At 47.5% G+C, this 23,694-nt stretch carries 18 protein-coding genes, 1 tRNA gene and 3 pseudogenes; 17 read left to right on the plus strand and 5 right to left on the minus strand.

Going from position 1 to position 23,694, the window contains the following annotated elements:
- The first annotated feature begins 5 nt into the window (after window positions 1–5).
- The 11 genes and pseudogenes from ACM1PF_RS07215 to ACM1PF_RS07265 all read left to right on the plus strand — a co-directional run bounded on the left by ACM1PF_RS07215 (window position 6) and on the right by ACM1PF_RS07265 (window position 7,546).
- The gene (locus ACM1PF_RS07215) at window positions 6–266 is read left to right on the plus strand and encodes a CopG family transcriptional regulator (RefSeq protein ID WP_416673597.1); all 261 of its coding nucleotides are present in this window, start codon (window positions 6–8) and stop codon (window positions 264–266) included.
- A complete protein-coding gene (locus ACM1PF_RS07220; RefSeq protein ID WP_416673600.1) occupies window positions 253–672 on the plus strand; it encodes a type II toxin-antitoxin system VapC family toxin in 420 nt (139 codons plus the stop codon). The genes ACM1PF_RS07215 and ACM1PF_RS07220 overlap by 14 nt, the downstream gene beginning before the upstream one ends.
- Window positions 627–872: a hypothetical protein gene (locus ACM1PF_RS07225; protein ID WP_416673603.1), complete on the plus strand. Its 246-nt coding sequence runs from the start codon at window positions 627–629 to the stop codon at window positions 870–872. The genes ACM1PF_RS07220 and ACM1PF_RS07225 overlap by 46 nt, the downstream gene beginning before the upstream one ends.
- A gap of 10 nt (window positions 873–882) precedes the next feature.
- Window positions 883–1,608: a CBS domain-containing protein gene (locus tag ACM1PF_RS07230; RefSeq protein ID WP_416673605.1), complete on the plus strand. Its 726-nt coding sequence runs from the start codon at window positions 883–885 to the stop codon at window positions 1,606–1,608.
- Window positions 1,609–1,650: 42 nt separating this feature from the next.
- A complete protein-coding gene (locus ACM1PF_RS07235; protein WP_416673607.1) occupies window positions 1,651–1,887 on the plus strand; it encodes a hypothetical protein in 237 nt (78 codons plus the stop codon).
- 123 nt (window positions 1,888–2,010) lie between these two features.
- The gene (locus tag ACM1PF_RS07240) at window positions 2,011–2,274 is read left to right on the plus strand and encodes a type II toxin-antitoxin system VapC family toxin (protein WP_416673610.1); all 264 of its coding nucleotides are present in this window, start codon (window positions 2,011–2,013) and stop codon (window positions 2,272–2,274) included.
- Between the two features lie 94 nt (window positions 2,275–2,368).
- Window positions 2,369–3,196 (plus strand): hypothetical protein, encoded by an 828-nt coding sequence (locus tag ACM1PF_RS07245; protein ID WP_416673612.1) that lies wholly within the window; start codon window positions 2,369–2,371, stop codon window positions 3,194–3,196.
- A 189-nt stretch (window positions 3,197–3,385) separates the two neighbouring features.
- Window positions 3,386–4,881 (plus strand): annotated as a pseudogene (gene tnpC / locus ACM1PF_RS07250) (IS66 family transposase).
- A 42-nt stretch (window positions 4,882–4,923) separates the two neighbouring features.
- The gene (locus ACM1PF_RS07255; RefSeq protein WP_416673614.1) at window positions 4,924–6,063 is read left to right on the plus strand and encodes a BREX system ATP-binding domain-containing protein; all 1,140 of its coding nucleotides are present in this window, start codon (window positions 4,924–4,926) and stop codon (window positions 6,061–6,063) included.
- A 3-nt stretch (window positions 6,064–6,066) separates the two neighbouring features.
- Entirely contained in the window at window positions 6,067–7,263 is a 1,197-nt protein-coding gene (locus tag ACM1PF_RS07260; RefSeq protein ID WP_416673616.1) for a BREX system ATP-binding domain-containing protein, read from the plus strand.
- Complete coding sequence (locus ACM1PF_RS07265) at window positions 7,250–7,546, plus strand: DEAD/DEAH box helicase (protein WP_416673618.1); 297 nt, start codon at window positions 7,250–7,252, stop codon at window positions 7,544–7,546. The genes ACM1PF_RS07260 and ACM1PF_RS07265 overlap by 14 nt, the downstream gene beginning before the upstream one ends.
- 8 nt (window positions 7,547–7,554) lie before the next feature.
- On the opposite strand, the pseudogene tnpC (ACM1PF_RS07270) reads toward ACM1PF_RS07265, so the two are convergent.
- Window positions 7,555–9,050 (minus strand): annotated as a pseudogene (gene tnpC, locus ACM1PF_RS07270) (IS66 family transposase).
- A gap of 286 nt (window positions 9,051–9,336) precedes the next feature.
- On the opposite strand from tnpC (ACM1PF_RS07270), the gene ACM1PF_RS07275 reads away from it, so the two are divergent.
- Complete coding sequence (locus ACM1PF_RS07275; protein WP_416673620.1) at window positions 9,337–10,938, plus strand: helicase-related protein; 1,602 nt, start codon at window positions 9,337–9,339, stop codon at window positions 10,936–10,938.
- A gap of 384 nt (window positions 10,939–11,322) precedes the next feature.
- Here ACM1PF_RS07275 and ACM1PF_RS07280 read toward each other — a convergent pair whose 3' ends face one another.
- Window positions 11,323–13,017, minus strand: a complete 1,695-nt coding sequence (locus ACM1PF_RS07280; RefSeq protein ID WP_416673623.1) for a hypothetical protein — start codon at window positions 13,015–13,017, stop codon at window positions 11,323–11,325.
- A gap of 189 nt (window positions 13,018–13,206) precedes the next feature.
- Between ACM1PF_RS07280 and ACM1PF_RS07285 the strand changes: the two genes are divergently transcribed.
- A complete protein-coding gene (locus tag ACM1PF_RS07285) occupies window positions 13,207–13,608 on the plus strand; it encodes a hypothetical protein (RefSeq protein WP_416673626.1) in 402 nt (133 codons plus the stop codon).
- Window positions 13,609–13,716: 108 nt separating this feature from the next.
- Window positions 13,717–16,158, plus strand: a complete 2,442-nt coding sequence (cas12k, locus tag ACM1PF_RS07290; protein ID WP_416673628.1) for a type V CRISPR-associated protein Cas12k — start codon at window positions 13,717–13,719, stop codon at window positions 16,156–16,158.
- Between the two features lie 1,483 nt (window positions 16,159–17,641).
- Here cas12k and ACM1PF_RS07295 read toward each other — a convergent pair.
- Together ACM1PF_RS07295 and ACM1PF_RS07300 are read right to left on the minus strand one after the other, a co-directional pair.
- Window positions 17,642–17,713 (minus strand) — tRNA-Cys (locus ACM1PF_RS07295).
- 106 nt (window positions 17,714–17,819) lie between these two features.
- Window positions 17,820–19,329: pseudogene (locus ACM1PF_RS07300) on the minus strand (UDP-N-acetylmuramoyl-L-alanyl-D-glutamate--2,6-diaminopimelate ligase).
- Window positions 19,330–19,801: 472 nt separating this feature from the next.
- Between ACM1PF_RS07300 and ACM1PF_RS07305 the strand changes: the two are divergent.
- From ACM1PF_RS07305 to ACM1PF_RS07315, 3 genes are read left to right on the plus strand one after another with little or no spacing between them, the layout of a single operon-like run.
- Window positions 19,802–20,104 carry a hypothetical protein gene (locus ACM1PF_RS07305; RefSeq protein ID WP_416673631.1) on the plus strand — a complete coding sequence of 101 codons (303 nt, stop codon included), beginning with the start codon at window positions 19,802–19,804 and terminating at the stop codon, window positions 20,102–20,104.
- On the plus strand, window positions 20,023–20,610 hold the full coding sequence (locus ACM1PF_RS07310; RefSeq protein ID WP_416673634.1) for a hypothetical protein: 588 nt from the start codon (window positions 20,023–20,025) through the stop codon (window positions 20,608–20,610). Before ACM1PF_RS07305 ends, ACM1PF_RS07310 begins: the two co-directional genes overlap by 82 nt.
- Window positions 20,498–21,637 (plus strand): ABC transporter substrate-binding protein, encoded by a 1,140-nt coding sequence (locus ACM1PF_RS07315; protein ID WP_416673636.1) that lies wholly within the window; start codon window positions 20,498–20,500, stop codon window positions 21,635–21,637. The genes ACM1PF_RS07310 and ACM1PF_RS07315 overlap by 113 nt, the downstream gene beginning before the upstream one ends.
- 13 nt (window positions 21,638–21,650) lie before the next feature.
- Here ACM1PF_RS07315 and ACM1PF_RS07320 read toward each other — a convergent pair whose 3' ends face one another.
- Window positions 21,651–23,645, minus strand: coding sequence for a winged helix-turn-helix domain-containing protein (locus tag ACM1PF_RS07320; RefSeq protein WP_416673637.1), 1,995 nt, complete (start codon window positions 23,643–23,645; stop codon window positions 21,651–21,653).
- Between the last annotated feature and the right edge of the window lie 49 nt (window positions 23,646–23,694).

Here is a 23,694-nt window from a genome sequence, read left to right on the forward strand (position 1 = left end):
AAACCATGCAAATTACCACTCAACTCGATGACGATGCTGCAAATAAACTGACTTACATTCAGCAACAAACAGGGCAAGACACAGAAACCATTCTCAAAGTTGCGATCGACGAATATTATCAGAAACTGCAACATCCTCCCAAAACCCCACTAGAAGCCCTGACCCAATCTGGGTTCATCGGTTGCGGCTCTGCTGAACCTGATCTCTCAGTTAACTATAAAACCGTTCTCCAAGAAGAGCTTGAGAAAAAATATGATCATCGCTGATACTGGATTCTGGCTTGCCCTTGCTAGCGATCGCGATCAATATCACCAGCAAGCTAAACAAGCCCTCAGTCGAGTTAACGAACCGCTGATTACAACTTGGTGCGTTGTCACAGAGACTTGCTATCTCCTGCTCACACGGATGGGTAACTTCGCCCAAGTCAGCTTTCTAAATAGCCTGTCCACTGACCAAATTGAACTATTCGACCTAAAACATCACCATAAGCCTCAAATCGTCATGCTGATGCAACAATACGCTAATCTGCCAATGGATCTTGCGGATGCCTCGCTAATCATTCTGGCAGAACATTTAGGACATGGGCGTATCCTCTCAGTCGATCAACGAGACTTCAAAACTTACCGATGGAAAAACACCCAACCCTTTCAGAATTTGCTTTTTTCCCTATAGATATTCATATTCCGCAAACCTTCCCGATCGTCAAACGAAAAGACGAACAGAAACACGGGCACTATCGCACCAAAGACAAGATTTTAGAAATCTACGATGCAATGTCAGAGGCAATGAAAACAGGGAAACCCTATCAAACCCTGCTCGATCCACCCCCTACCGATCCGAGCGTTGCCCATTTAATAAACAACGAGAAATAGGAGATAAGGTATGCAGTTATCACAAGAAGAGCAAACCCGTTGCCAAACGTTTCTCAGCACGTTCAATGATATTGAAGCCTATCTACGCCAGACCCTTAAGGAAAACGAGCAAACTGAATTCAAAAGGCTTATCGACCAGTACATAGACCGACGCAAGGCATGGCGTAGTGATCGCCAGAAGCTTCGGAACTTAGCAGATTTGAGGAACATTTTAGTTCATCAAACAACGGAACCAAGTCAGTACCCTGCTGTTCCTAGTGAGAGAACGATTAAACAGGTGAAGCAATTCCGCGATCGCTTAATTAATCCTCTAAAAGTGATTCCCACATTTCAGCGAGAAGTTGAAACGCTAACTCCCGAAAGACCGCTTGCTTGGGTATTTCAAAGAATTAATGCGTGTGATTATTCCCAATTTCCAGTTTATGAAGGCGATCGCTTCATTGGACTTCTAACAGAAAATGGTATTACCCGCTGGCTTGCACGCCACACTGTAACGAATCTCACGCTAATTGAATTTGAAGAAATTCTGATTACAAAACTGCTCCCAGAAGAAGAAATAAGAACGAATTGCAGTTTTATAGCCCGTGATATATCAGTTGATGAAGTAATCGAACAGTTCTCTGACAACCTTTTCCTAGAAGCAGTTCTGATTACGCAGAACGGGAAAAAGAGCGAAAAGTTACTAGGAATCGCTACCCGTTGGGACATTTTGAAATACCTACAAGACAGAGAATAAGTACCTGAAAGCTTATGAACCTTCAATTGAGAGGACGATACCATGCCAGAATTTGAGCAATTGAGAGACGATATTTCATCCCTTCCCGAAACCGCCCAACAACTTGTGGTAGATTTCGTTGCCTTTCTCAAACAACGCTATGCCTATGAACAAACCCCACCCCCAGCCCCTCTAGACCTGGAAAACGAGCTATTCGTCGGCATGTGGAGCGATCAACCAGAGATGCAAGACAGCACGGCATGGGTTAGACAAGTTCGGCAACAGCACTGGCGTACCTGATATGGCTCAAATTTTGGTTGATACCGATATCCTCATTGATATTGCGAATAATGCACGATCGCCAAAGCTCGGCTCACAACCGAGAGCCAAACCTCCGCTCTGGCTGTTTCAACCGTGACTGTTATGGAACTCATCGTTGGCTGCCGCAATAAGTCCGAGTTACAAACTCTCAATCGCTTCCTTGCCCAGTTCCAAGTCCTGATACTGACCAACCAGATTAGCGATCGCGCTACCCAACTTCTTCAAGACTATTTTCTCAGTTACGGATTGCTGATTGCGGATGCCCTGATTGCGGCAACTGCGATCGAGAACCAGGTTCCCCTATTAAGTAAAAATCAACGCGATTTTCGCTTCATTCAGGAACTGAATTTACTTACTTATCCTTGAAAGAAGAGTTTCACCTTCATTACAAGGATTCTAGCAACCTGAGCGTTACCTACTCAAGCGTTGATAATTAGATTGCTACGTCGAGGAACTATATATGAACTCCTTCCCTGAAAACCTGATAGAACAGGCAAAACAGTCAGCAGAGCAAGCGGCTCAAAAGGCAGCAGATCTAAAAGCGGAAGCCGAAAAAGCAGAGCAAATCCATCAACTTCTAGCAGCCCTATTTCACTTTCTCAGCAAGGGATGGATATTCCACATCCTTGATCTCAAGCAACAGCAAGCTTCAGTGTTGAAAACAATGGTATCCGAGAATCATCCGGCAATGGCGGCATTTGAGGAAATTTACCATCTAGCAGCAGAACAGGCGTCCGAATTTAGTCCTGTACACTTTCCTAAAACCCTAGCTGATGCTTGTAATGATGCTGATCTTCCCATTGATAAGGAAAGCAGGCACCCAACATACCTGTTTGATCACAACTTCTTCAAACTGACAATTAATGAGAGTAAGAAGACTGCTCGGTTATCAAACTATGAGGCAAAGGCACTTTGGGAGATGCCAGCCGATGCAGGTGCGATCGTAGAAGGCATCCAACGCGAACATCAACGGCTCTTTGAACGGAAATTTGATGGAGCAGCCTTCCTAAAGATGCTCCGTGCTCAATATCTGGCTCTTCTTAAGCAGGAGAAGAAAAAAGATGGGGATTCCATATCCATTCGTGATATTACTCGACGACTTGGGAAGAATAAGGATAAGTTCCGCACCGACGAATTTCTCATTGATCTCTCTCAGTTAGTTAAAGAAGGTCCTGTGGAGATCGACGGTCGATGCCTTGAGCTACAGCAAACCAAAGATGAAAACCGAGGAATGCTTCTCTATGGTAAGGATGGGCGAGGATACGTTGGTTTTGTAGTATTCAAGTAAAAAGTATGAACAGAAGCAGTGCTACTCAAGTTATCGAGTCTCTCCGAAGTGGTATTCCACCTATTAGAGGAGTAAATGCTTACTCAGTTGGTAATGAAAAGCTGATTGAGGGCATCAAAAAGGTATCCGTACACAGGGTAAAGCAGAAAGAGTGAGCGATGTGAGGGTAAGTCTGCTAGGCTAAAACGCATGGAATCCCCGAATGCCTTTTTAAGCGAAATTTCAGCAGAGGACTGGGCCAACACACCGGAGAGTGTCAAGCAGTTGGTGCAGCGTCTATTGGAGCGTATTGAGGCATTAGAGGCAGGCCAGCAAGCGTTACAAGAGCAAATTCAGCGCAATTCCAAAAACTCCTCGCAACCGCCTTCGCAAGACCCTCCGAAGGGATTCAAGGCTACCCCGAAAAGAAAAGTGGGAAAGCGCGAGGCGGACAACCGGGACATCCGGGACATTCGCAGGAACTTTACCCGCCGGAACAATGTACGCGCATTGAGGATCACTACCCTGAGGTGTGTTGCGAATGTGGACATCGCTTGAGAGGGAAAGATGCCAATCCGCAACGGTGTCAGATCGTAGATTTGCCACCGTTACAACCGATTGTTTTGGAACATCGCTTTCATGCGTTGGAGTGCCCCCAGTGTGGGGTAAGCAGCCGTGCCTATGATGGCGAGATTGTGGATGGTTGTCGCTATGGGGAAAGGCTGTGTGCATTAGTCGCACTGTTGAGTGGAGAGTATCGTCAAAGTCACCGGATGGTGGTGCGGCTGTTGAGTGAATTGTTTGAGATTCCCATCTCCGTGGGCAGTGTCGGACGCTTGCGGCAACAGATGAGTGAAGCGATTGAGCAACCCGTCGAAGCGGTTCATCGCTATGTGCAGCAGCAACCCGTTGTTGGGATAGATGAAACGAGTTTGCCTCAGGGTAACGCCGATGGGAACAATGGCAAGGGGAAGCGAGGCTGGTTGTGGGTGATGGTAACCCCGTTGGTGTGCTATTTCCAGGTGGCGTTAAGCCGCTCTCAAGCCACCGCTCAAAGCATCTTAGGAACTGATTTTGCTGGGATTGTCAACAGCGACCGCTACAGTGCTTACAACTGGTTAAACTTGCAATGGCGACAATTGTGTTGGGCGCATCTGAAACGCGATTTCACCAAAATTGCCGAACGGGGTGGGGTGAGCCAGACCTTGGGAGAGCAACTTCTCCAACAGCAAGAGAAATTATTTGAGTTATGGCATCGGGTGCGAGATGGAACCTTAGCACGCCCCCAATGGATAGAAGCCGTAGCACCCATTCGACAACGGGTGAAAGCACTGTTGGAAGAAGGAGCGGCTTACCCAATTGGGACCAGAGAAAAGACACCTTTGGCAAAGACGGTGCGAACCTGTCAGCAGTTACTCAAAGTAGAACCTGCTTTATGGTTATTCGTCACAACCGTTGGAGTAGAGCCAACCAATAATGCAGCAGAACAGGCGATTCGTCCAGCAGTGTTGTGGCGACGCTGTAGCTATGGCTCCCAAAGTGAGGCAGGCAGTTTGTTTGTCGGACGAATGATGACGGTTGTAGCAACGCTGCGGCGGCAAAATCGCCATGTCCTCGATTATCTCACCGATGCTTGCTATGCCAAGCGTCGGGGCTTGCCTGCCCCTTCTTTACTTCCGCTTCCCGACCTACAGCGATCCTCCTGACTACCTTGCTAACCCTGTGTACGGATACTCAAAAAGTTCCATTTGAGTAGCATTGGGGAAAAGGGCACTATCCGCTTTATCAGTGGTTCATGGGGAGCAGGCAAAACTCACTTCTTTAGGCTGTTTCGGGAAGTTTCTTTTGAAAATAACTGCCTTGTCTCCAACGTTCAGCTAAATGCCGATGATGCTGCCCTCAATAAGTTTGAGCGTGTCTTCTACTCAATCATTAAAAACATTGCTACACCATCCTGTTTTGAGGAAGGATCCGGCTCTGAAATTGCACCCTTTGGACAGGTACTAAAAGAATCCCTTGCTTTTCTATCCAAGGGTAGTACGTCAACAGAGAATGGGTTTTCCTATGAAGACTTTGTGAAAGCTAGAGAAGCCCTTATGGTCGATCGCAGCATCGACATTGATTTTCGGAAGATGGTTGAGAAGTATTGGGAGACTTTTCTGCCAGAATCTCCTGACCCTGCGATTCAGGAACAAAACCGAGCTGAAATTTTGCAATGGTTTAGTGGAGAAGGCTCAAAATCTTTTTATAGCAAACGCTTTGGAGTAAACAAAATTGTTAGCAAAGATAATGCTAAGTTGATGCTTCAATCGCTTGCAGGGTTCATCAAGCTAGCAGGTTATCGAGGTTTGGTCATCTTATTTGACGAGGCAGAGCAAGCCTACTCAATCATGCGGAAATCCTCACTTAAGGATGCACATAACAACCTTCTATCTCTTATCAATAACATTGAGGCTCTTTCAGGTTTGTTTCTGATTTATGCTACGACTCCGGACTTCTTCAACGATCCAAAGCACGGAATTATCATTTACGGTGCTCTGTCTGGACGAATTGGCAAACCTGAGTCTCGGAAACCAAAGGCACTAGATAAAATTTGGAACTTCGACGAAGTTTCTATAAGCCTAGAAGATTATCAGGCTGCTGCCAGCAAAATTCGTCAAGTTTACACCATAGCCTATCCGGAGGCAGAAGCAGAACTACCGTCTAACCAGAAAATTAAGTTATTCATAAAAGATCTATTTTCTCAGCACAGTGAGTTTGCTGGGGTGCGCTTCTGGCGAGTTATGGTCACGGCCTTGGTTACATGCTTCGATGACTGCCAAGAAGGTGAAGAAAGAACCGTTGAGGAAATCTACGTCAACGTCATGGATCGACTGCGTGAGGAATAGTCGATGAATATAGAAGCACAACAGGCGATCGAATCCCTTCGGCTAGGAATTCCACCCGAAGGGCACGTCCGCTACTTTACTGTAGGCAGATTCAAGGAAATTAATACCCTAACTACAACCCTTCAGCAGCCCTCATCAACAGCTTTGCTGCTGAAGGCAAATTATGGTTCTGGCAAAAGTCACCTACTAAAATTCATTCGTGAAACGGCATTAAAAGAGGGTTATGCAGTGAGTTCTGTCACGCTAGATGCTAAATCTGCTGTTCGTTTCAACCGAATGGATCAAATTTTTGGTGCAATATGCCGTGGTTTAGAAGTACCAGGTGTTAAACAGAAGGGTATTGCTTCATTTTTCGACTGGATTAGTTCACAGTCAAAAAAAGGGCAGGTTGCTAGCAATTGGAGTCAAATTACCAATAACAACCGCTGGAATTACTCCAGAATCATTAAATCTCCTAGCATTTTTATTGCTTTAAGAGCATGGGTAAGCGGTAGAGCGAACACAAATTTGATTGAAGATTGGCTGCATCAAGCAGGGGGATATAAGGCAACTGATCTAGACCGTGAGCTTATCAGAAAAACTCAAATCTCTTTCCGAGAAGAGCTACAAGTTAACGGCTCGCTTAAATGGTCTAGTTATACAACTAAAGCATCATTATTCAACTTCAAGCGTGATGCTTATGTTCAATCATGGCATGTGATTCAAGATTTAGACACACTAGCAAGAGCTTCTAAGCTTCGTGGTTTAATCATTCTATTTGATGAGTTTGAAGATATTGTTTATAACATTAGCAATATCGAACATCAAAAAGTAGCTTTTCAAAACCTATTTCAGTTCTTTTTTGGTAATTTCTTTACAGGCATGAGCTTTTTTGCAATCACTCCTGGCTTTGTAGAGAAATGCAAACACCGCTTGATGACAAAAGGTTGTTGGGACTACGACTATAGCCACTTTGATGCCTTACCAACCTTTGAAATGAGTCCCTTAGAAGAAAGCCATTTACAAGAACTAGCCGAGAAAATCCGGCAATTTCATGGAATTGCTTATGACTTGGACACGAACACATTGACAGTTGAGAAGTCTCTAAAACGTATCGTTGTTAAAGCAGCATCAACGCCCCTACAGGATCGCACTCGCTATACCATCTGTGAAGTGGTTAAATGTCTTGATCAATTACTTGAAGACGATGAATACTCTTAACTTACTAGATCAGCGTATCGCATCTACCTTCTATGGAGATTTTTCAAACTTACGTCCTGCTCAAGAGGCTGCGATCGAGCCACTAGTTTCAGGGAAAAACCTAATACTGTCTTCTGGCACAGGTTCAGGAAAAACTGAAGCAGTGATGGCACCGCTTGTTAGCCGCTACTGGCGACAAACAATTCGAGCTGATGCCCTCACAATACTGTATATTGCACCGACTAAAGCCCTAGTTAACGATCTAGAAAAGAGGTTAAGTCTTGGTATCCGTACACAGGGTTAGCAAGGTAGTCAGGAGGATCGCTGTAGGTCGGGAAGCGGAAGTAAAGAAGGGGCAGGCAAGCCCCGACGCTTGGCATAGCAAGCATCGGTGAGATAATCGAGGACATGGCGATTTTGCCGCCGCAGCGTTGCTACAACCGTCATCATTCGTCCGACAAACAAACTGCCTGCCTCACTTTGGGAGCCATAGCTACAGCGTCGCCACAACACTGCTGGACGAATCGCCTGTTCTGCTGCATTATTGGTTGGCTCTACTCCAACGGTTGTGACGAATAACCATAAAGCAGGTTCTACTTTGAGTAACTGCTGACAGGTTCGCACCGTCTTTGCCAAAGGTGTCTTTTCTCTGGTCCCAATTGGGTAAGCCGCTCCTTCTTCCAACAGTGCTTTCACCCGTTGTCGAATGGGTGCTACGGCTTCTATCCATTGGGGGCGTGCTAAGGTTCCATCTCGCACCCGATGCCATAACTCAAATAATTTCTCTTGCTGTTGGAGAAGTTGCTCTCCCAAGGTCTGGCTCACCCCACCCCGTTCGGCAATTTTGGTGAAATCGCGTTTCAGATGCGCCCAACACAATTGTCGCCATTGCAAGTTTAACCAGTTGTAAGCACTGTAGCGGTCGCTGTTGACAATCCCAGCAAAATCAGTTCCTAAGATGCTTTGAGCGGTGGCTTGAGAGCGGCTTAACGCCACCTGGAAATAGCACACCAACGGGGTTACCATCACCCACAACCAGCCTCGCTTCCCCTTGCCATTGTTCCCATCGGCGTTACCCTGAGGCAAACTCGTTTCATCTATCCCAACAACGGGTTGCTGCTGCACATAGCGATGAACCGCTTCGACGGGTTGCTCAATCGCTTCACTCATCTGTTGCCGCAAGCGTCCGACACTGCCCACGGAGATGGGAATCTCAAACAATTCACTCAACAGCCGCACCACCATCCGGTGACTTTGACGATACTCTCCACTCAACAGTGCGACTAATGCACACAGCCTTTCCCCATAGCGACAACCATCCACAATCTCGCCATCATAGGCACGGCTGCTTACCCCACACTGGGGGCACTCCAACGCATGAAAGCGATGTTCCAAAACAATCGGTTGTAACGGTGGCAAATCTACGATCTGACACCGTTGCGGATTGGCATCTTTCCCTCTCAAGCGATGTCCACATTCGCAACACACCTCAGGGTAGTGATCCTCAATGCGCGTACATTGTTCCGGCGGGTAAAGTTCCTGCGAATGTCCCGGATGTCCCGGTTGTCCGCCTCGCGCTTTCCCACTTTTCTTTTCGGGGTAGCCTTGAATCCCTTCGGAGGGTCTTGCGAAGGCGGTTGCGAGGAGTTTTTGGAATTGCGCTGAATTTGCTCTTGTAACGCTTGCTGGCCTGCCTCTAATGCCTCAATACGCTCCAATAGACGCTGCACCAACTGCTTGACACTCTCCGGTGTGTTGGCCCAGTCCTCTGCTGAAATTTCGCTTAAAAAGGCATTCGGGGATTCCATGCGTTTTAGCCTAGCAGACTTACCCTCACATCGCTCACTCTTTCTGCTTTACCCTGTGTACGGATACAAGTCTTGTCCTACAGAAAATCGGGCTTCGAGTAGGTATACGGCATGGCGATCGAGATGATCTTCAATCCAGTTTTAAGCCACACGTTCTAATCACAACTCCAGAATCTTTAGACGTTCTTCTTTTCGGAAAGATGCTGCTTTAGACAATATCCAGTCTATTGTAATTGACGAAGTTCATCTACTTTACAACACCCAACGAGGATTACAATTATCTGTTTTGATTCAAAGACTTAAACAGAAAATAGAACGTCCACTACAATGGGCTGCCTTATCTGCAACGGTTGGAAGGTTATCTGATGTTCGAGATTTTCTCTTTGGTACAGAAGAAGCAGAGTTTCTTGAGTTTTCTGCACACCGAGCGATCAAATCGCACATTCGTCATATTAATCACGAAGCAGAATTTATAAAGTGTATCAAGCAGCTAACACAAGGCTATCCTACAACTAAACTATTAGTTTTTTGTAATGCACGACGAGAGTGTGAACGCCTAGCTGGTGTTCTTCAACAGGAGAGGAGCCTGCGTCTAGAAGTTTTTACTCACTACTCCTCACTCTCAGCTGAAGTGCGAGTAGAAATTGAACACAAGTTTTCACAAGCAAAGTCACATGCCATTTGTATTTCCACTAGCACATTGGAACTAGGGATCGATATTGGTAATATCAATGCTGTTATTCTGTGGGGTGTGCCCAGTGGAGTGGAGTCTTTTCTCCAACGAATTGGGCGTAGCAACCGCCGAGAGAACCAAACAAATGTCATCTGTTTAGTCACTGATCAAACTTCAAATCATATTGAAGATACACTCAGTTTTCTTGCCTTAATTGATACTGCTCAAAAGGGACAGCTACCCTTGCGATCTCCATATGAGTTATACGGAGCAGTTGGGCAGCAATGCCTTAGTATGATTGCTTCAGATAAAGGACGTTTTACTCGCGTTTCCGACTTATACAAGCTATTTGACCACCAAAAGTATCTTGATAGACCAAAACTAGAAGCAATCCTTGATGAATTGTCTAGCAAAGAATATTTGCAGAAGCATGGTTTCAAAAATCAATATGGTGCAGCTGACAATCTTTATAGGCTTGAAGACTATCGGCTAATCTACGGCAACTTTGGCATTGGCTCTCGACAGGTCGAAGTATGCTACGGTTCAAAATCTTTAGGGGAAGTGCCAGTTGATAATATCCTTAAAATTAGATCAGGTACTTTAGTTCGTTTTGTAGGACAAATCTGGAAAGTTTGCAAAGTTTCCTCTCAAGCAATTTTAGTTGAACCAACTCAGTCGAAAGGCAAAACAGTTAATTTCTCCTACTCAGGAAAAGGATTAGGAACTGACTCTTTTTTATATAATCAAATATGGCAATTAATTCATAGAGAAGATATTCAAGCTGATGTACTATCCAAATCTTTAAATCAACAGATTGATAGTTGGCTAGCTGGAATCAGGCAAATTTGCCACATTAATGAAATTCCTTTTATTCAGTCAATTGAAGGCACTCGATATTATACATTTGGCGGTTACTTGGTTAACAAAGCAATTGGTCTCTTTACTCAACAATCAGTTTTCCAAGCTAGCCCAGTTTCACTGTTGACTCACTCCAGAATTGACTGGGCTTCTATCCCAGAAAATCCTCAAGCATATCAACCTTTATTCAATTTCTTGTTTGAGTCTTCAGAGCAATCCATTTATCAAGATCTTTTACCTGCCAAATTTCAGATTCATGAATTCATGCAAGCTTGGTTGAAGGATGCCACTGTCAATGATGTTCTTAACAGATTAGCTAACTCTACCGCTATTCAAGTTTTCAGCTTCTGGAACTAGATAAGTGTGCTCTTTAGAGATCATCTTTAATGGTGCAGAAAAGTCTTGAAAGTCTTACCCTGTCGAGGTCTCAATTGAGACAGGGATAGCTGAGAAGGAGCATTTCATGAGACGCTTAAGTTCCCCAACTCTCAGCAAAACACATGGAAATACCCCTTTTGTATCGTCAACTGCAAAACTAATTGCGTCAATGGGTACACCCGAAAGACCAACGCCATCTCCAAGGTTTTAGTGAAATTGTGGCTGCAATTCTGCAATCAAAGAGTGCCTGCTTCGGGGAGTGGATCAGCTATCTGGGATTGCCGAAGTTGCCAAGCTCTTGCCCATATGGAGCAGTGGAGTGATTTCCTGCTTGTTACGTTTCTTCAACAACAGATGGGGGCCTTACTCAAACACAGGGTAAGCATCAATGAACTCCTGAGCCAATCTCCTTGCCACTTCACTGGTCTCCAATTCAGTTTGTTGGATCTGTGCATTGAAGAGAGCGTTCAATTGGCGAAGCGCAAGCGTTTTCCCAGTTATCCCGTAGGATGTCTCTCTGACAATTTTGGTTAACTCGGTAGTTCTTTTGTATCTCTCCCCATTCTTGCGCGTAAACAAATAGGGATGCTGAGGCTCAAACGCTTGTCTTAACCCCTTGACTTCATAGTGGTCGCCTTTTGGGTCAACGTAAACGTATTCAACGAGCCACTCTTGCAGATATTGATAAAAGCACCGTCCATCGGGATACTCGAAATTGGGAATCTTGAGCGGGGGTTCGGACTTAGCGTTTTGCCAAACGCTCACATACCAGGACTTGCCATTCTGATAAAGGTAGCCACTCCAGTCCGCTTGGGGAACGGCATTGTCTTGTTTGATGATCAGGTTTCTGTAAACCTGCGGTCTGTTCGGAGGAATATAACTCATTAAGGCAAACAACAGAAACTTCTGATAGCTTTGAGCAATCGCAGTGAGTGGGCGAAGATGCCCGTACTGAATCGGTTGTTTGCGGGTTTGGTTTTTTAATAATGCTCGCGGTAAACACTCTGACCTTAAGTGTTCCACGATCGCCAAGACCTCTTTCCACTCCGTCACCCGATCTTGTGCATTGGCTGAAACTCGTTGTTCTGATTGTTGCAGACTCAGGCTGTATTGCTGCCTTTTGAGCTTCTTCAACGCCTGGATAAGCGCAACGGATTGGTTTTGGCTCACTTCATGCCGATAGATAAACCGAGCAACATTGAGGAGAACTGCCAAGACCCCAAGCTCATAGTGCTTGTTGGTGCTGCCCCTGCCTCCCTCTGCTAAAGGGGTTTGTAGCCAGGTGATGTAATCGCTGACCAACGCGATCCCCTGTTGTGCCGCCGCCTCAGCATCGGGTGAACCTGATTCAGCGTAAGGAGCAATACAATTCAGGCTTAGATCGTCGTTGTTGACCCCACCAAATCGATACAGCCAACCGAGAACCTGATGGATGGTCGCTAACTCCTGATCAACGGTAATAGATTTCACAGGCTTAAAGGCTGGCAAATCGGGAGCCAGTCTAAATTGCCTGTACGCATTAAGCTCTTGTTGCAGTTTAAGGTTGATCACATCGCCCTTCACCACCCCCAAAGCGTACTGGTAGGGCATATCGTAGGCTTGTAAGTTCCTCTTATTTTTTCGGATCTCTTCCGCCGATCGCTTAGGTGGTTTGAGAGGCTGAAGCAGTTTGGGTTCTCCCCCAACAGCCGCCTTAAACCAATCCTGCTCCTGGCACCAGAGCAGGAAGCGATTTAGGGCAGCGCGATAGGTGCGTTGGAGCCGATCTGGAACCTGGTTTGCCTGAAAGACGTGGTCTTGCGCGACCAAACCAAATTGCAGTTGTTCAAGCTCGATTTGTTTCATAAAGTCTAACGCCTGCTCATTTTCCTGGCGCGTTAGATTGGTTTTTGAAAACGGAGGCAATCCCCAGTGGGGAAGCAGATAACGGATAATGGCGGTTTTAGTCCGAGCGATCGTCATATAAGCTTGCCGCTCAGACTGCCGGGTTTGAACGTCAACGACATAGCAGTTCCAAGCATCAAACAAGGACTTCGGACTTGTCTTTATAGGTTCCATGAGTCCCAGGAGAAATTTCTCTCCCTGATTTTTTTGCGCTCAAAGCCAGCTTCGAGACAAGGTGTTGCAAACAGCCTCAAAGCTCTGTATAGTTATTGCTAGATTCTTATTTAATAAAACCTGTCGATTGGTACATCCCTAGTTGCCTACCTCCATTGAGTTTGGGTTAACGTTTACCTACTCCAAATTTTGACTGAATTTGCCGTTTCCATCCACTCTCGTCAGCATCGGTTCAATATTCAATCCGGTGATTCAGGCAGTTGGGGGAATTTGGCACCCGTATTAACATTGCCAAAAATTCTTTCAATCCAGTTCAAGGATAATGAGATGGTAGAACTTACAACACCTTCGGCACGGATTGATGCTGCAATTTGCGACCTTTTAGCAAGAATCGACAACTTCGCTGACTCGGACTTTGAAACGGAAGCAGTGGGGTTAAAAGAAGACGAGCTCGAATTGATTGTTGTTAAACTAATTGAAGAAATTAGTGACAACTTGACTGGAAAACTATTGGGATTTTATTTGCAAATAATACGGCAGGTAGAAGAGGGAGGCAAGACTTGGCTCAACTCTCCAGAAGATGCTTTTTAAAAATAAATTTTGATAGGAAAACTTCGATCTTGACTGTGGCTGACTGAGCGGAGTTTTAACGAAGGACTGAAGGATTAGAGCAAAGAAATTAAATTAGGAGAACGAATCATGAATGAATTGGAGGAGGGCACTGGCTTTAATGAAACAGTCTTGTGTAAGCTTGGTGCTGACGAGAAGGTTCGACAGGACTTCTGGCAGTGGAGCATTAAGCACACTTTACTGGTCAATGAGCTGCTAATTCAGGTAAGTCAGCACAAAGATTTTGAGCAATGGAAAAACAGTGGGACGATATCCGAAAAAGCTGTTGTAGAGCTTTGTGAACCATTTAAAAGTCCAGAACAGGAGCAATTTATAGAGCTACCTCGTCGGTTTTATACCTCAGCGTCTCTATTGGTTTTCTATATCTACCAATCTTGGCTTAAATTGCACCAGCAACACTCCTACAAGCTTCAGGGGAAGAAGAAGTGGTTGGCGGTGTTGGATAACGATTTAGAGGTGGCAAAGCATACTGATTTCAGCCCTCAGATGATTCAAACTCAGGCATCTGAAATTCTGTCTCAAGCTTCCAAACAACATGAGAAATCTCAGCAGAAGCGAAAAAAGAAGTCCTCAAAAAAGTCAGGCGAGACATCAAAAAGTCATCGTGAGATCATGACAATCCTGTTCGACAGGCATGAGCAGTCGCAAGATCTTCTAGAACGCCGTGCGATCGCGCACTTATTGAAGAATGGTTGCCAGGTTAACGATGCAGAAGAAGATCTAGAGGCATTGAAACTGCGCCTTGAGAAAAAGCGTATTCAAATCGCACGGCTCGAAAAGCAATTAGAGCGCCGACTGCCGGATGGACGTGATCCAACAGGTGAACGGTTTGCCAGCAACCTTGCTCAGGCAATCGCCTTTGCCGACCATTTAACCTTTGTGCCTGCAAAGTTTTGGATAAACTGGCATCAAGTATTGCAGCGAAATCCAAACGATGAGTCGCATTTAATCATCCCTTTTTTAGGCTATGTCTATCATCAGCAGGCGGGTAATGCTGAATTTGATGCATGGGAGCAAGGAGATTCTGCGCGGGCAGCACTTGTCTCAACCCTTTACGAAACTTTGCCTTATCCTATTCTTTTCGGTAGTGCTGGTGACTTGTACTGGTCATTAAAACAGGTTGACCCGAATCCAGGGACGACTCGACAGAAACAGCAGTCGCATCGGACTCCAAAACGTCGTAGAAAACCCAAACATAAGCAAAAGGTGCAGGAACGGCTTTGCGTGCGCTTTGCGGGAAAAGAATTAAAAAATCATCGCTTTGGGGTCTATTGCGATCGTCGTCAGTTGCCTGTGTTTAAGCAATTTCTAACTGATCGGGAGGTGCAGAAGCAACGGAAGGACACCGAAAAGTTTATGGGAGGAATTTTTACCCTTCGCTCTGCACGTCTCGTCTGGAAGGAGGACACAGAGCGATTACAAAGGAAACGTGCCTCTACCACTTCGTTGCTTTGGCTCAAGTTTCTCTTTGCGATGCAGCGAGAGGAAACGGTCACGGATAAGGAACTCGACTCGTGGATCATCAGCTTCTTGTGTATCAATACCATTTTTCCCTGGCAATCTCACCGTCTTTATCTTCACTGCACGATCGATTCTCGGTTGTTAACCGCTGAGGGAACAAAAGAGGTAATCGCACAAAAGACGACTACAACCCAGCAATATCTTGATCAATTCAAGCCGGAAACTGCAACATCCAAACCGCAAGCAGTAGAACGAGTGGAGGAAGAGCGACAAACACCGCAAGCTAGGGGAGGAACAACGATTAAAAAGAAAGAAACCACCCTGGCTCGCTCTAAAAATCCTCCTCCTGCTCGTCCCAGTCGTCTGCTGTATAAAGGGCGAAGCGATATTGCAGCAGTCGTGGTTGTCAGCAAGTTTGCCATTGTTGCCGTTGCCATAGTCAACACGCAAACCCAGGAGATACTTGAGTTTCAGAAGGTAAAAGATTTATTGACCGAACACCGTTCTGATGTCCTTGAGGAGCGCCTTAAGAAACATCAAGGCATGCTCAAAGGCGGACGAAGCCTTGAACAACTTCAATTGCAGCAGTATCGATTGGTGAAACGATGGCGCAAACATCGCAAGAAAAACTTGACCCAACGCCAGGAGGAGCAGAAACGTGGATTATACAAGCGCAGTAATCAGGAGTCCAACCTGGCACAGTATCTCAATCGTTTGTTGGCTAAGAGAATTGTGCAACTGTGCCAGACCTATCAAGTCGGGATGATCGTTTTACCTGAATTAGGAAATATCAGGGAAAACTTTGAATGCGAGATTCAGGCAAAAGCCAGGCAGAAGTTTTCAGGTGACAATGTCCAACTTCAAAAACAATATCTCAAGGAGCTAAGAATGCGTATGCATCGTTGGAATTACAAGAATCTTCTTCACGCGATTCGCCAGTATACGACTCACGCCAGAATTCCAGTGACAACTCGGTGGCAACCCAAAGAAGGTGCCTTGCGAGACAAGGCGGCGATGATGGCGAGAGCGGTGCCCCCTGGAGTCCCGTGACATAACAGAGTTTTTGAAGCTTGACAGATTTAGTTTTATCAAGTTTTGACGCGCTGCTATGCAGCTAGATGGGTCAGTTTCAGTGCTTTCCGTCCCAGGTAGTTGTCCGCTTCCGTCGAGTCGTGCGATACAAGTTTCCTGCTTGATGCAGGAGACAACACGAACAAGACACGAGGTGAATTGCGTCAGCATCTCAGGAAGCAGTTCTTAGGAATAGACAGTCTCTATTTTTAAGGATACAGAGATACGTGTGATGCCGACAACTGCATTGTGTTGTTGCAGTCGGTGGATAGCTACCATACGCCCCAAGCATGGGTTGAGCCTACCCCTTTTCTTCAATCTGGCAAACCGAAGCAAGGTCAACTTTGCTGGGAGGTTGGTCAAAGATTGAACCCCTTGCTACTCAAGGTTTTCTGCATTAGCAATCAGATGAGTTCTTATGCTAGCTGATTGCTACTAAGGAAATTTATTAGGATTGCCAATACCGTTCTACAGAACCAAGGCAGGCAAGGCTTTCAAGTCCGGGAGTTGCAATCGCCCTCCCGCTCGTGGGTGGGTTGAAAGACTCAGTGCGCTTAAGATCCAACAGACAACGAGATGAGTTGCAATCGCCCTCCCGCTCGTGGGTGGGTTGAAAGCGGGCTACTCCAAAACTGCAAGGCTTGAAAAACGATCGGTTCAATACTGATCTCCGGGTAGGTTGAAAGAGGCAGAAGTCTGCAAATTTTCCTCAAAAGTTTGTCGATCGGTTCAGTGCAGCCGTACTGCCTACGGTAAGCGTTATGAGCTGACTTGAGATGGCGTACTACTAAAAATTGCAGAGTAGTGGGTAGGATGTTGGGCATCCTACCCACTTTTAGTTTTTGGGCAGCCGTCACCGGATGCCAATGCTTGTGCTACTGGTTTGCGAATCGCGTCATTTCATTTCCTGGGTACGATAAGTAGTCATCGTGTATGCATATTACAGAAAGGGGATTGCGTCTCTCCTATTTCTTATTCAGCGCAGCAAATGCGACGGTAGCGCAAAATAGGGTGACGGCTGACAACGGCTGACAGAATTTGAAAGGCTTAAAATGTGGGTAAAACTGAGCTATGCACCACAAATTTGAAAGCCGCACCATTTTTCGTGAAAACGTACAAGTGCGCAACTCATTTGCAAACTGACGTAATTCTGCGCAACCCATTTGCAATAGTTCTATTTCGCGCAACTCATTTACTAAAATTCAATCCACCTAAAGGTCTTAAAATGCTCTATCTACAACAATTGTAGGAATTGAGCAGGACTTGGATAATTTCGCCGGGTGATTGCGCAACTCATTTGAAATCTGTACAATTTTGCGCAACTCATTTGAATTCATCGAAAAATGCCTTAAAAAGGTTGTTGCGCAACCCATTTGAAAATTGCGCAATATAATGTGCTCAGTCACAACAGAAAACCCCTGAAAAATAAAGGGTTTCGGCTAATTTTTGTCATGCGAATTAAAGGCGGCACCCAGATTCGAACTGGGGAGTGGAGGTTTTGCAGACCTCTGCCTTACCACTTGGCTATGCCGCCGCGCTTCAGTTCTCTACTATATCAAACTTAGCCGAAGTGAAGCGAGATTGTTCGTAAAAAGTCAGACATTTTTTTGAAAGCCGATCGCCCCTGTTCCCAACGACCTTTACTTCGACGGCTCCATCCGCAACGATAATGCCGCCAGAGCCTGTTCCCGATCGTCAAAATGGACTTTCTCCGTGCCAAGAATCTGGTAATCTTCGTGTCCTTTACCCGCAATCAAAACCCCATCTCCTGGTTTTGCCTGGAGGATAGCCGCCCGGATCGCCTCAGCCCGATCGCAAATCACCGTGGGACTTTCTGAGTCGGGAATGCCTGCCAGGATGTCCTGAAGGATGCGTTCTGGGACTTCAGTGCGGGGATTGTCAGACGTAACTACCGCCCAGTCGGAGAGTTGTGCAGCAATGGCTCCCATCTGGGGACGCTTGGTGCGATCGCGATCCCCCCCACAGCCAAACACACAGATCATTCGTCCCTGGATGAAGGGACGAGCGGCCTTCAGCAAATTTTCCAGACTATCAGGGGTATGAGCATAATCGACAATGACACTGATGTCCTGGTCAGGGCTTACCTGCACCTGCTCCATCCGCCCCGGTACACCCGAGAAGCCGGGAAGTGCCTGGGCGATCGTCTCCAGTTCTAAGCCAACCTGAAGGGCTGCCCCAACGGCTGCTAATAGATTAGAAATGTTGTATTGACCGACCAGAGGCGACTGGAACGGCACTTCTCCCTGGGGCGTGTGCAGAATGCCCTTCACCCCTTCCGGCTCGTACACCCAATCACTCGTCCATAAATCGGCAGTGGCATCCGCAACGCTGTACGGACCAGACCTGATCCCTATCGAGCTGTTCGATTAGCCGCTTACCATAGGGATCATCCAGATTGACGATCGCCCGCCCTTTCAGGTAAGCCGGATCGAAGAGGAGGGCTTTTGCCTGGAAATAATCCTCCATGTCCTTGTGGTAGTCCAGGTGATCCTGGGTCAGGTTGGTAAAGACCGCCACATCGAAGGCACAGCCCAGAACCCGCCCCTGGGCCAGCGCATGGGAACTGACTTCCATCACGGCATACTCACAGCCTGCGGCAACCGCCTCAGAGAATTGCTGTTGCAGCTCAACGGCAAAGGGAGTGGTGTGAATCGCGGTCTGCTGATAGCCTGCCCAACGGGTGTAGAGGGTTCCCATCAGAGCCGTAGATTTCTGAGCCTGATCCAGCAGGTATTCAATCAAATGAGTGGTCGTGGTTTTGCCGTTGGTTCCGGTCACCCCAATCAATTGCAGCTTTTGGGTGGGGTAGCCGTAGAAGGCAGCGGCCAGTTGAGCGCAGGCCTGGGTCATGTCGGCGAAGGGAATCAGGCAGGAGTTTTGCAACTCTGGGGAGGGAGCTGGTTTTTGGGCCGCCGTGGGGGAAATTACCGCTGCGATCGCTCCGGCTGTAATGGCACTGGACCAGAATTCGCCACCATCAACACGGGTTCCTGGCATCCCAATGAATAAATCTCCGGGCTGACAAGCGTGGGAATTGGTCGCCAGTCCCTTCACTTCAGCATCCAGGGCGGGATGCTCCGGCACAATCGCAGAACTGGATAAGGTGGTTAGCAGTTGCCTCAGTTTCATTTCAAGACTCCTTCACCATGCGTTCCGCTTATTTTGCATTATTTTTGAGGATCTCAGCTAGTTAAGTTTGTAACATTTGGAAAAATCTAGCCGGAAAACCCAAACCGGATGCTGTAGAAACAGTAGAAAAAGAAAAAATTGCCTGACCCTATAAGCCCCCAAGGTCAGGCAGTTCACCTGTAAGGACGCTTTCCTAACTGGAAGAACTAAACAACCCAATTGCCCCCTGGTTATCTAGCCCTTCCGAATGCGTTCTCCAGAAGTGATTCCATTCTCACGTTTGCCACCCCCGATCAACGACGCGAGAAGTACGGAACTTTTTTTGCCAACCGTCTGGCACTTTTGTCAAAAATTCCGTAAATTCACCTTTTCCCAGAAGCATAGGCTGAACTAAGGCTGAACTCAAACCAACTCTTTGTAACATCCTCCAGCCAAATGCTAGGCTCTAGATGTATCTGTGGCTGCGGACTGTATGTTAATTCCCCTGACGCGAAAAAAATTTGAAGAGCTAGTTCCAGTGGTGGCAACGGGCGATCAGTATAAGTTTTGCTGGGGTAAGCCGTCGGATGTGCTGAGACGGGTTCTCATTTCAATCGCGGCCGTCGTGGTCGGCGTGATCATCCATTTCCTGCTAGAGGGCGGCTTTGATCTGATCATTTTCCCGATCGGCTTTGCCGGGGGCTTTTACTGGCTGTGGGTCCCGTTTACCTGGCCAGTCAACGCAACCGGGAACTGCGTCGTTATCCCTACAGCGGTTTCTGGGAAGGGGAAGTGACGGATGTGTTTATTTCAGAAGAGCTAGTGGGCACGGAGGAAACGGTCAATAAACGGGGTGAGTTAGTGATTGTAGAAAATCGCGAACGCCGCCTGAATCTGGAAGTGGGGGATGAAACAGGTTTCTATACGCGGCTCCAGGTGCCCCTAAAGCGGGATCATCGCATGGTTCGTCCAGGGGATGTAGCCCAGATGCTGGTCGTGTCTAATCGCCCGGATCTGAGCCGTATTGCCCAGGCAACCGATGTGTATCTGGCGGACTACAACCTTTGGGTGTCTGACTATCCCTATGTGCAGCGTGATGCGTTTGTTGATGTGAGCCGCCGCATGGTGTACGAAGAAGAATATCAGACCGATCGCCAATCGCTTGACCGTGGGAACTACGACGATTCCTATGACTATCCAGACGATCGCCCTCCCAGCCGAACCAGACGGAGCGATCGCATCAGACGCAGCAGCGGAGAACCCCGTCGGAGCCAACGCCGGAGTCGGTTATCAGGAAGTTAGTATGAATCGCCGATCGCTCCTGCAACTGTCTGGATTAATGGGACTGGGAACCCTGGCAAGCTGCATGACTCCCCCGGACTCCCTGTTGGTTCAAACTAACGGGACAGAAGCTTTACCTGAGCCACTGATCATGCAATTGGACTGGGTGTTCAATGTACAGTTTGCGGGGTTGCTGCTGGCGGATCATTTAGGATTGTACCGGCAGCATGGGCTGAATGTGGTGATTCAGGACTGGGAATCCCAGCAGGTGATCACAGAGGTGGTGGCAGCAACGCCGAGGATGATCGGGTGTGCTGAGCAAAATTTAATTCTGGATGCTCAGGCAAAGGGAATGCCCCTGAAGGCGATCGCCGCCATGTTTCAGGCTTCACCCTATGGATTGATGAGTTTGCCGGACAGGGGCATTACCACCCTCGGCGACTTACAGGGAGAGCGAGTTGGGGTGCATGTGGATGGACTCAAGGTGATGGAATTGGTGCAGGGAATCAGCGGCATCACGGAGATTGAAGTCGTAGAAATTCCCTACCAGAATAAGCTCGATCGCCTGTTGAGTGGCGAATTTGCGGCTCTTCAGTGCTATGCTGTGGATGAACCAATCGGCTTTTTGCGACAGGTGGGAGAACTGCCGACGGTATTACCGATGGATGAATATGGGTATATCGCTTACGCACAGGTTTTATTTACTACTGACGAACTACTAGAACAACAATCGGAATCCCTTAGAGATTTCCTCTCCGCCAGTTTTGCAGGATGGACGATCGCCCTCAATGATGTGTTTAATACTGCCCAAACGGTGGTGCAGGAATACGTCGATCCCACCAGCTCCTACTTTGATCTGGAATACCAGCTTCAATCCTTAGAGTTAGTCAAGGCTTACGTTCTAAGAAACATTTCAGAATCACAAATCGGCACCATTTCCCCCGATCGATGGCAGGAAGCTGCGATGCGAATGGCAGGATACAACATTATTGAATCATTGCCCGATCTGGAGAGTTCGATCGATTTGAGCCTCTGGTCTGGAACTTAGTGCTATGCATCTCTTAAAATCCATCAAAGCGGTAACCTACGCCTGTCACTGTAGTAATGGCAGATGCATGAGTTTTTAATTTTCTTCGCAGCGATCGCACAATCGAGTCTACAACATTGCTACCGCCCTCATAGTCATACCCCCAGACCTCTTCCAGTAATGTAATGCGGCTCACGGCTTTACCAGGATGGCTGTAGAGGTAGTGCATGACACCGTATTCCAGCGGGGTCAAAGGAGTGCGATCGCCCGCAATCACCAGTGCATGGCCCTCAATCTCAAAAATCTGCGGCGGGGGAGCCTGAAACGCAGCATCAAGGGAATTCATGTTGAGGGAATTAACGTTTGGATCACCATATTGAGCATCCACCAACCCCGCCAGCCAACCCATCACCTGTTGAGTACCAAAGTCCAGTTGATAGGAGTAATACACCTCCTCATCCAGTGCAATCCCCGCGCCTAAGGGGCGAAACCCCAACCGTTCCACAATTGGGCCCTGCTCATCCACACTCCGAAACACAATGTAAACCCTCCGCAAGGTGTCTACATGTTCCAGATAGAGCCGTTTGGCATCTAACCAGCAGGCTGCCTGAATTTGGGAGAGGGCTTCTCCGGTATGTTTTCCTAAAGCGCGGCGAATAAAAAAGACCCGTTCCCCCTCTGGAACCGGATTCGCTTGCAACTCCTGCCACCAACAGCGGGTAATGGGATCCGCCAGCAGCAAGTCCACAGGCACCTGGGTTGGGTCAAAGACCTGGGAAAACCCCACCAGATCATTCTGGGGGTCACGGGCTACCCGAAAGACCGCAGGCACCTGTTGCCACCAGTCCCTGAGCTGGCCGGCAGCTTGAACACTTTCGTGGCTCCGGGCGATCGCCAGAATTTCGTCTCCATCTTTAGCCCTGGCCGGTTCCATCGCAATGACATGAGCATGGGGTGGGAAAAAGGCATCGTGAACCATGCGGTGTTCAATCAGGTACAGCATATCAGCGGTGTAACGCCAGCGATGATTTTCTCCAGCGCTCGCCCATTCCTGCCGGAGGTGTTGCCATGCCCGCCGCCGATAGGTGTGATATTTCTCCGGATCAGTGGCTTGCAAGAAACTGCTGATGGACTGCCGCACCAGATCATGCAGCACCAATCCATCCTGCCCAATTTCAACAAAGGGTAATTGCAACAGGTGTTCGTAGGCTTCGGAGTCAGGAAAATCCGGCATCATGGCAGCCAGGAGCGATCGCGTGGTTCGCCGTACGACCGCAGCCGCTTCTAAAACCTGTCGTGTTCTTAAATCGCGGGCATCTTGTAAGTACATCTGGGCTAATTCTCCAATCACCGAGGCACCCGTCAGAGCAGATAGGCTCAAGTTCGGACGTTCTGCCAGGGCGGCCGCCGCTAGCCTTAGAGCCAGGGGGTGTCCCTGGGCATAGCGGGCGATCGCAGTAATTTGGTGCGAGGGAACGGCGATTTGTTGGAGTAAGGCCGTCGCTGTCACCTCATCCAAGGCCCCCAGAGTGATGTTTTGGCATAACCCCTGCCAGCCAGGAGCCGTGAACCATCCCGTTACCGGAGATTCCCGCCCAAAAAAGAATAGCCGTACATGGTCAGGTAAGGCAGGGACGAAGACATGTCGCAACCAATCATCCAGTAAGCGAAACAACTCATAGGTGTCGAAGGTAATGACAACGGGTTTTCCAGTCGGCCCAAGCACTTGCCCCAGGTCTCCCACAGTGTTGCAGGGTTGTTCACAGAGTTGTCCCAACGCCAACAGTACCCCCTGCTCAGTAGGCTGAATCGCGCGACAATCCAATTGCAAAACGGGAATCTGTTGAGCCTGAAGCTGTTGGACAAACGCATGCAACAGGGTAGATTTGCCAATCCCACCAATTCCAGAGACGAACGTAACCAACGCACCGTCTTCATCCAACGCCCGCCAAAGGATAGATAGTTCCTCAGAACGCCCGACAAAGCCCTGCTGTGCCTGTTGGTGAATGCGGTCTTGAATCGTCGGCATAGCTCATTCTCCACAACTACAACATTCTTCGTCTTTGAAAGGGCTTTGA

Source organism: Egbenema bharatensis FJBBOT/2019, from assembly GCF_048077055.1.
GTDB classification, from domain to species: Bacteria; Cyanobacteriota; Cyanobacteriia; order Elainellales; family Elainellaceae; genus Egbenema; species Egbenema bharatensis.

Excerpts from the sequence above, each read along its gene's own strand:
- ACM1PF_RS07215 (WP_416673597.1), top strand. The coding sequence starts at position 6 with ATGCAAATTACCACTCAACTCGATGACGATGCTGCAAATAAACTGACT.
- ACM1PF_RS07220 (WP_416673600.1), top strand. The coding sequence starts at position 253 with ATGATCATCGCTGATACTGGATTCTGGCTTGCCCTTGCTAGCGATCGC.
- ACM1PF_RS07225 (WP_416673603.1), top strand. The coding sequence starts at position 627 with ATGGAAAAACACCCAACCCTTTCAGAATTTGCTTTTTTCCCTATAGAT.
- ACM1PF_RS07230 (WP_416673605.1), top strand. The coding sequence starts at position 883 with ATGCAGTTATCACAAGAAGAGCAAACCCGTTGCCAAACGTTTCTCAGC.
- ACM1PF_RS07235 (WP_416673607.1), top strand. The coding sequence starts at position 1,651 with ATGCCAGAATTTGAGCAATTGAGAGACGATATTTCATCCCTTCCCGAA.
- ACM1PF_RS07240 (WP_416673610.1), top strand. The coding sequence starts at position 2,011 with ATGGAACTCATCGTTGGCTGCCGCAATAAGTCCGAGTTACAAACTCTC.
- ACM1PF_RS07245 (WP_416673612.1), top strand. The coding sequence starts at position 2,369 with ATGAACTCCTTCCCTGAAAACCTGATAGAACAGGCAAAACAGTCAGCA.
- ACM1PF_RS07260 (WP_416673616.1), top strand. The coding sequence starts at position 6,067 with ATGAATATAGAAGCACAACAGGCGATCGAATCCCTTCGGCTAGGAATT.
- ACM1PF_RS07265 (WP_416673618.1), top strand. The coding sequence starts at position 7,250 with ATGAATACTCTTAACTTACTAGATCAGCGTATCGCATCTACCTTCTAT.
- ACM1PF_RS07280 (WP_416673623.1), bottom strand. The coding sequence starts at position 13,017 with ATGGAACCTATAAAGACAAGTCCGAAGTCCTTGTTTGATGCTTGGAAC.
- cas12k (WP_416673628.1), top strand. The coding sequence starts at position 13,717 with ATGAATGAATTGGAGGAGGGCACTGGCTTTAATGAAACAGTCTTGTGT.
- ACM1PF_RS07305 (WP_416673631.1), top strand. The coding sequence starts at position 19,802 with ATGTTAATTCCCCTGACGCGAAAAAAATTTGAAGAGCTAGTTCCAGTG.
- ACM1PF_RS07315 (WP_416673636.1), top strand. The coding sequence starts at position 20,498 with ATGACTATCCAGACGATCGCCCTCCCAGCCGAACCAGACGGAGCGATC.
- ACM1PF_RS07320 (WP_416673637.1), bottom strand. The coding sequence starts at position 23,645 with ATGCCGACGATTCAAGACCGCATTCACCAACAGGCACAGCAGGGCTTT.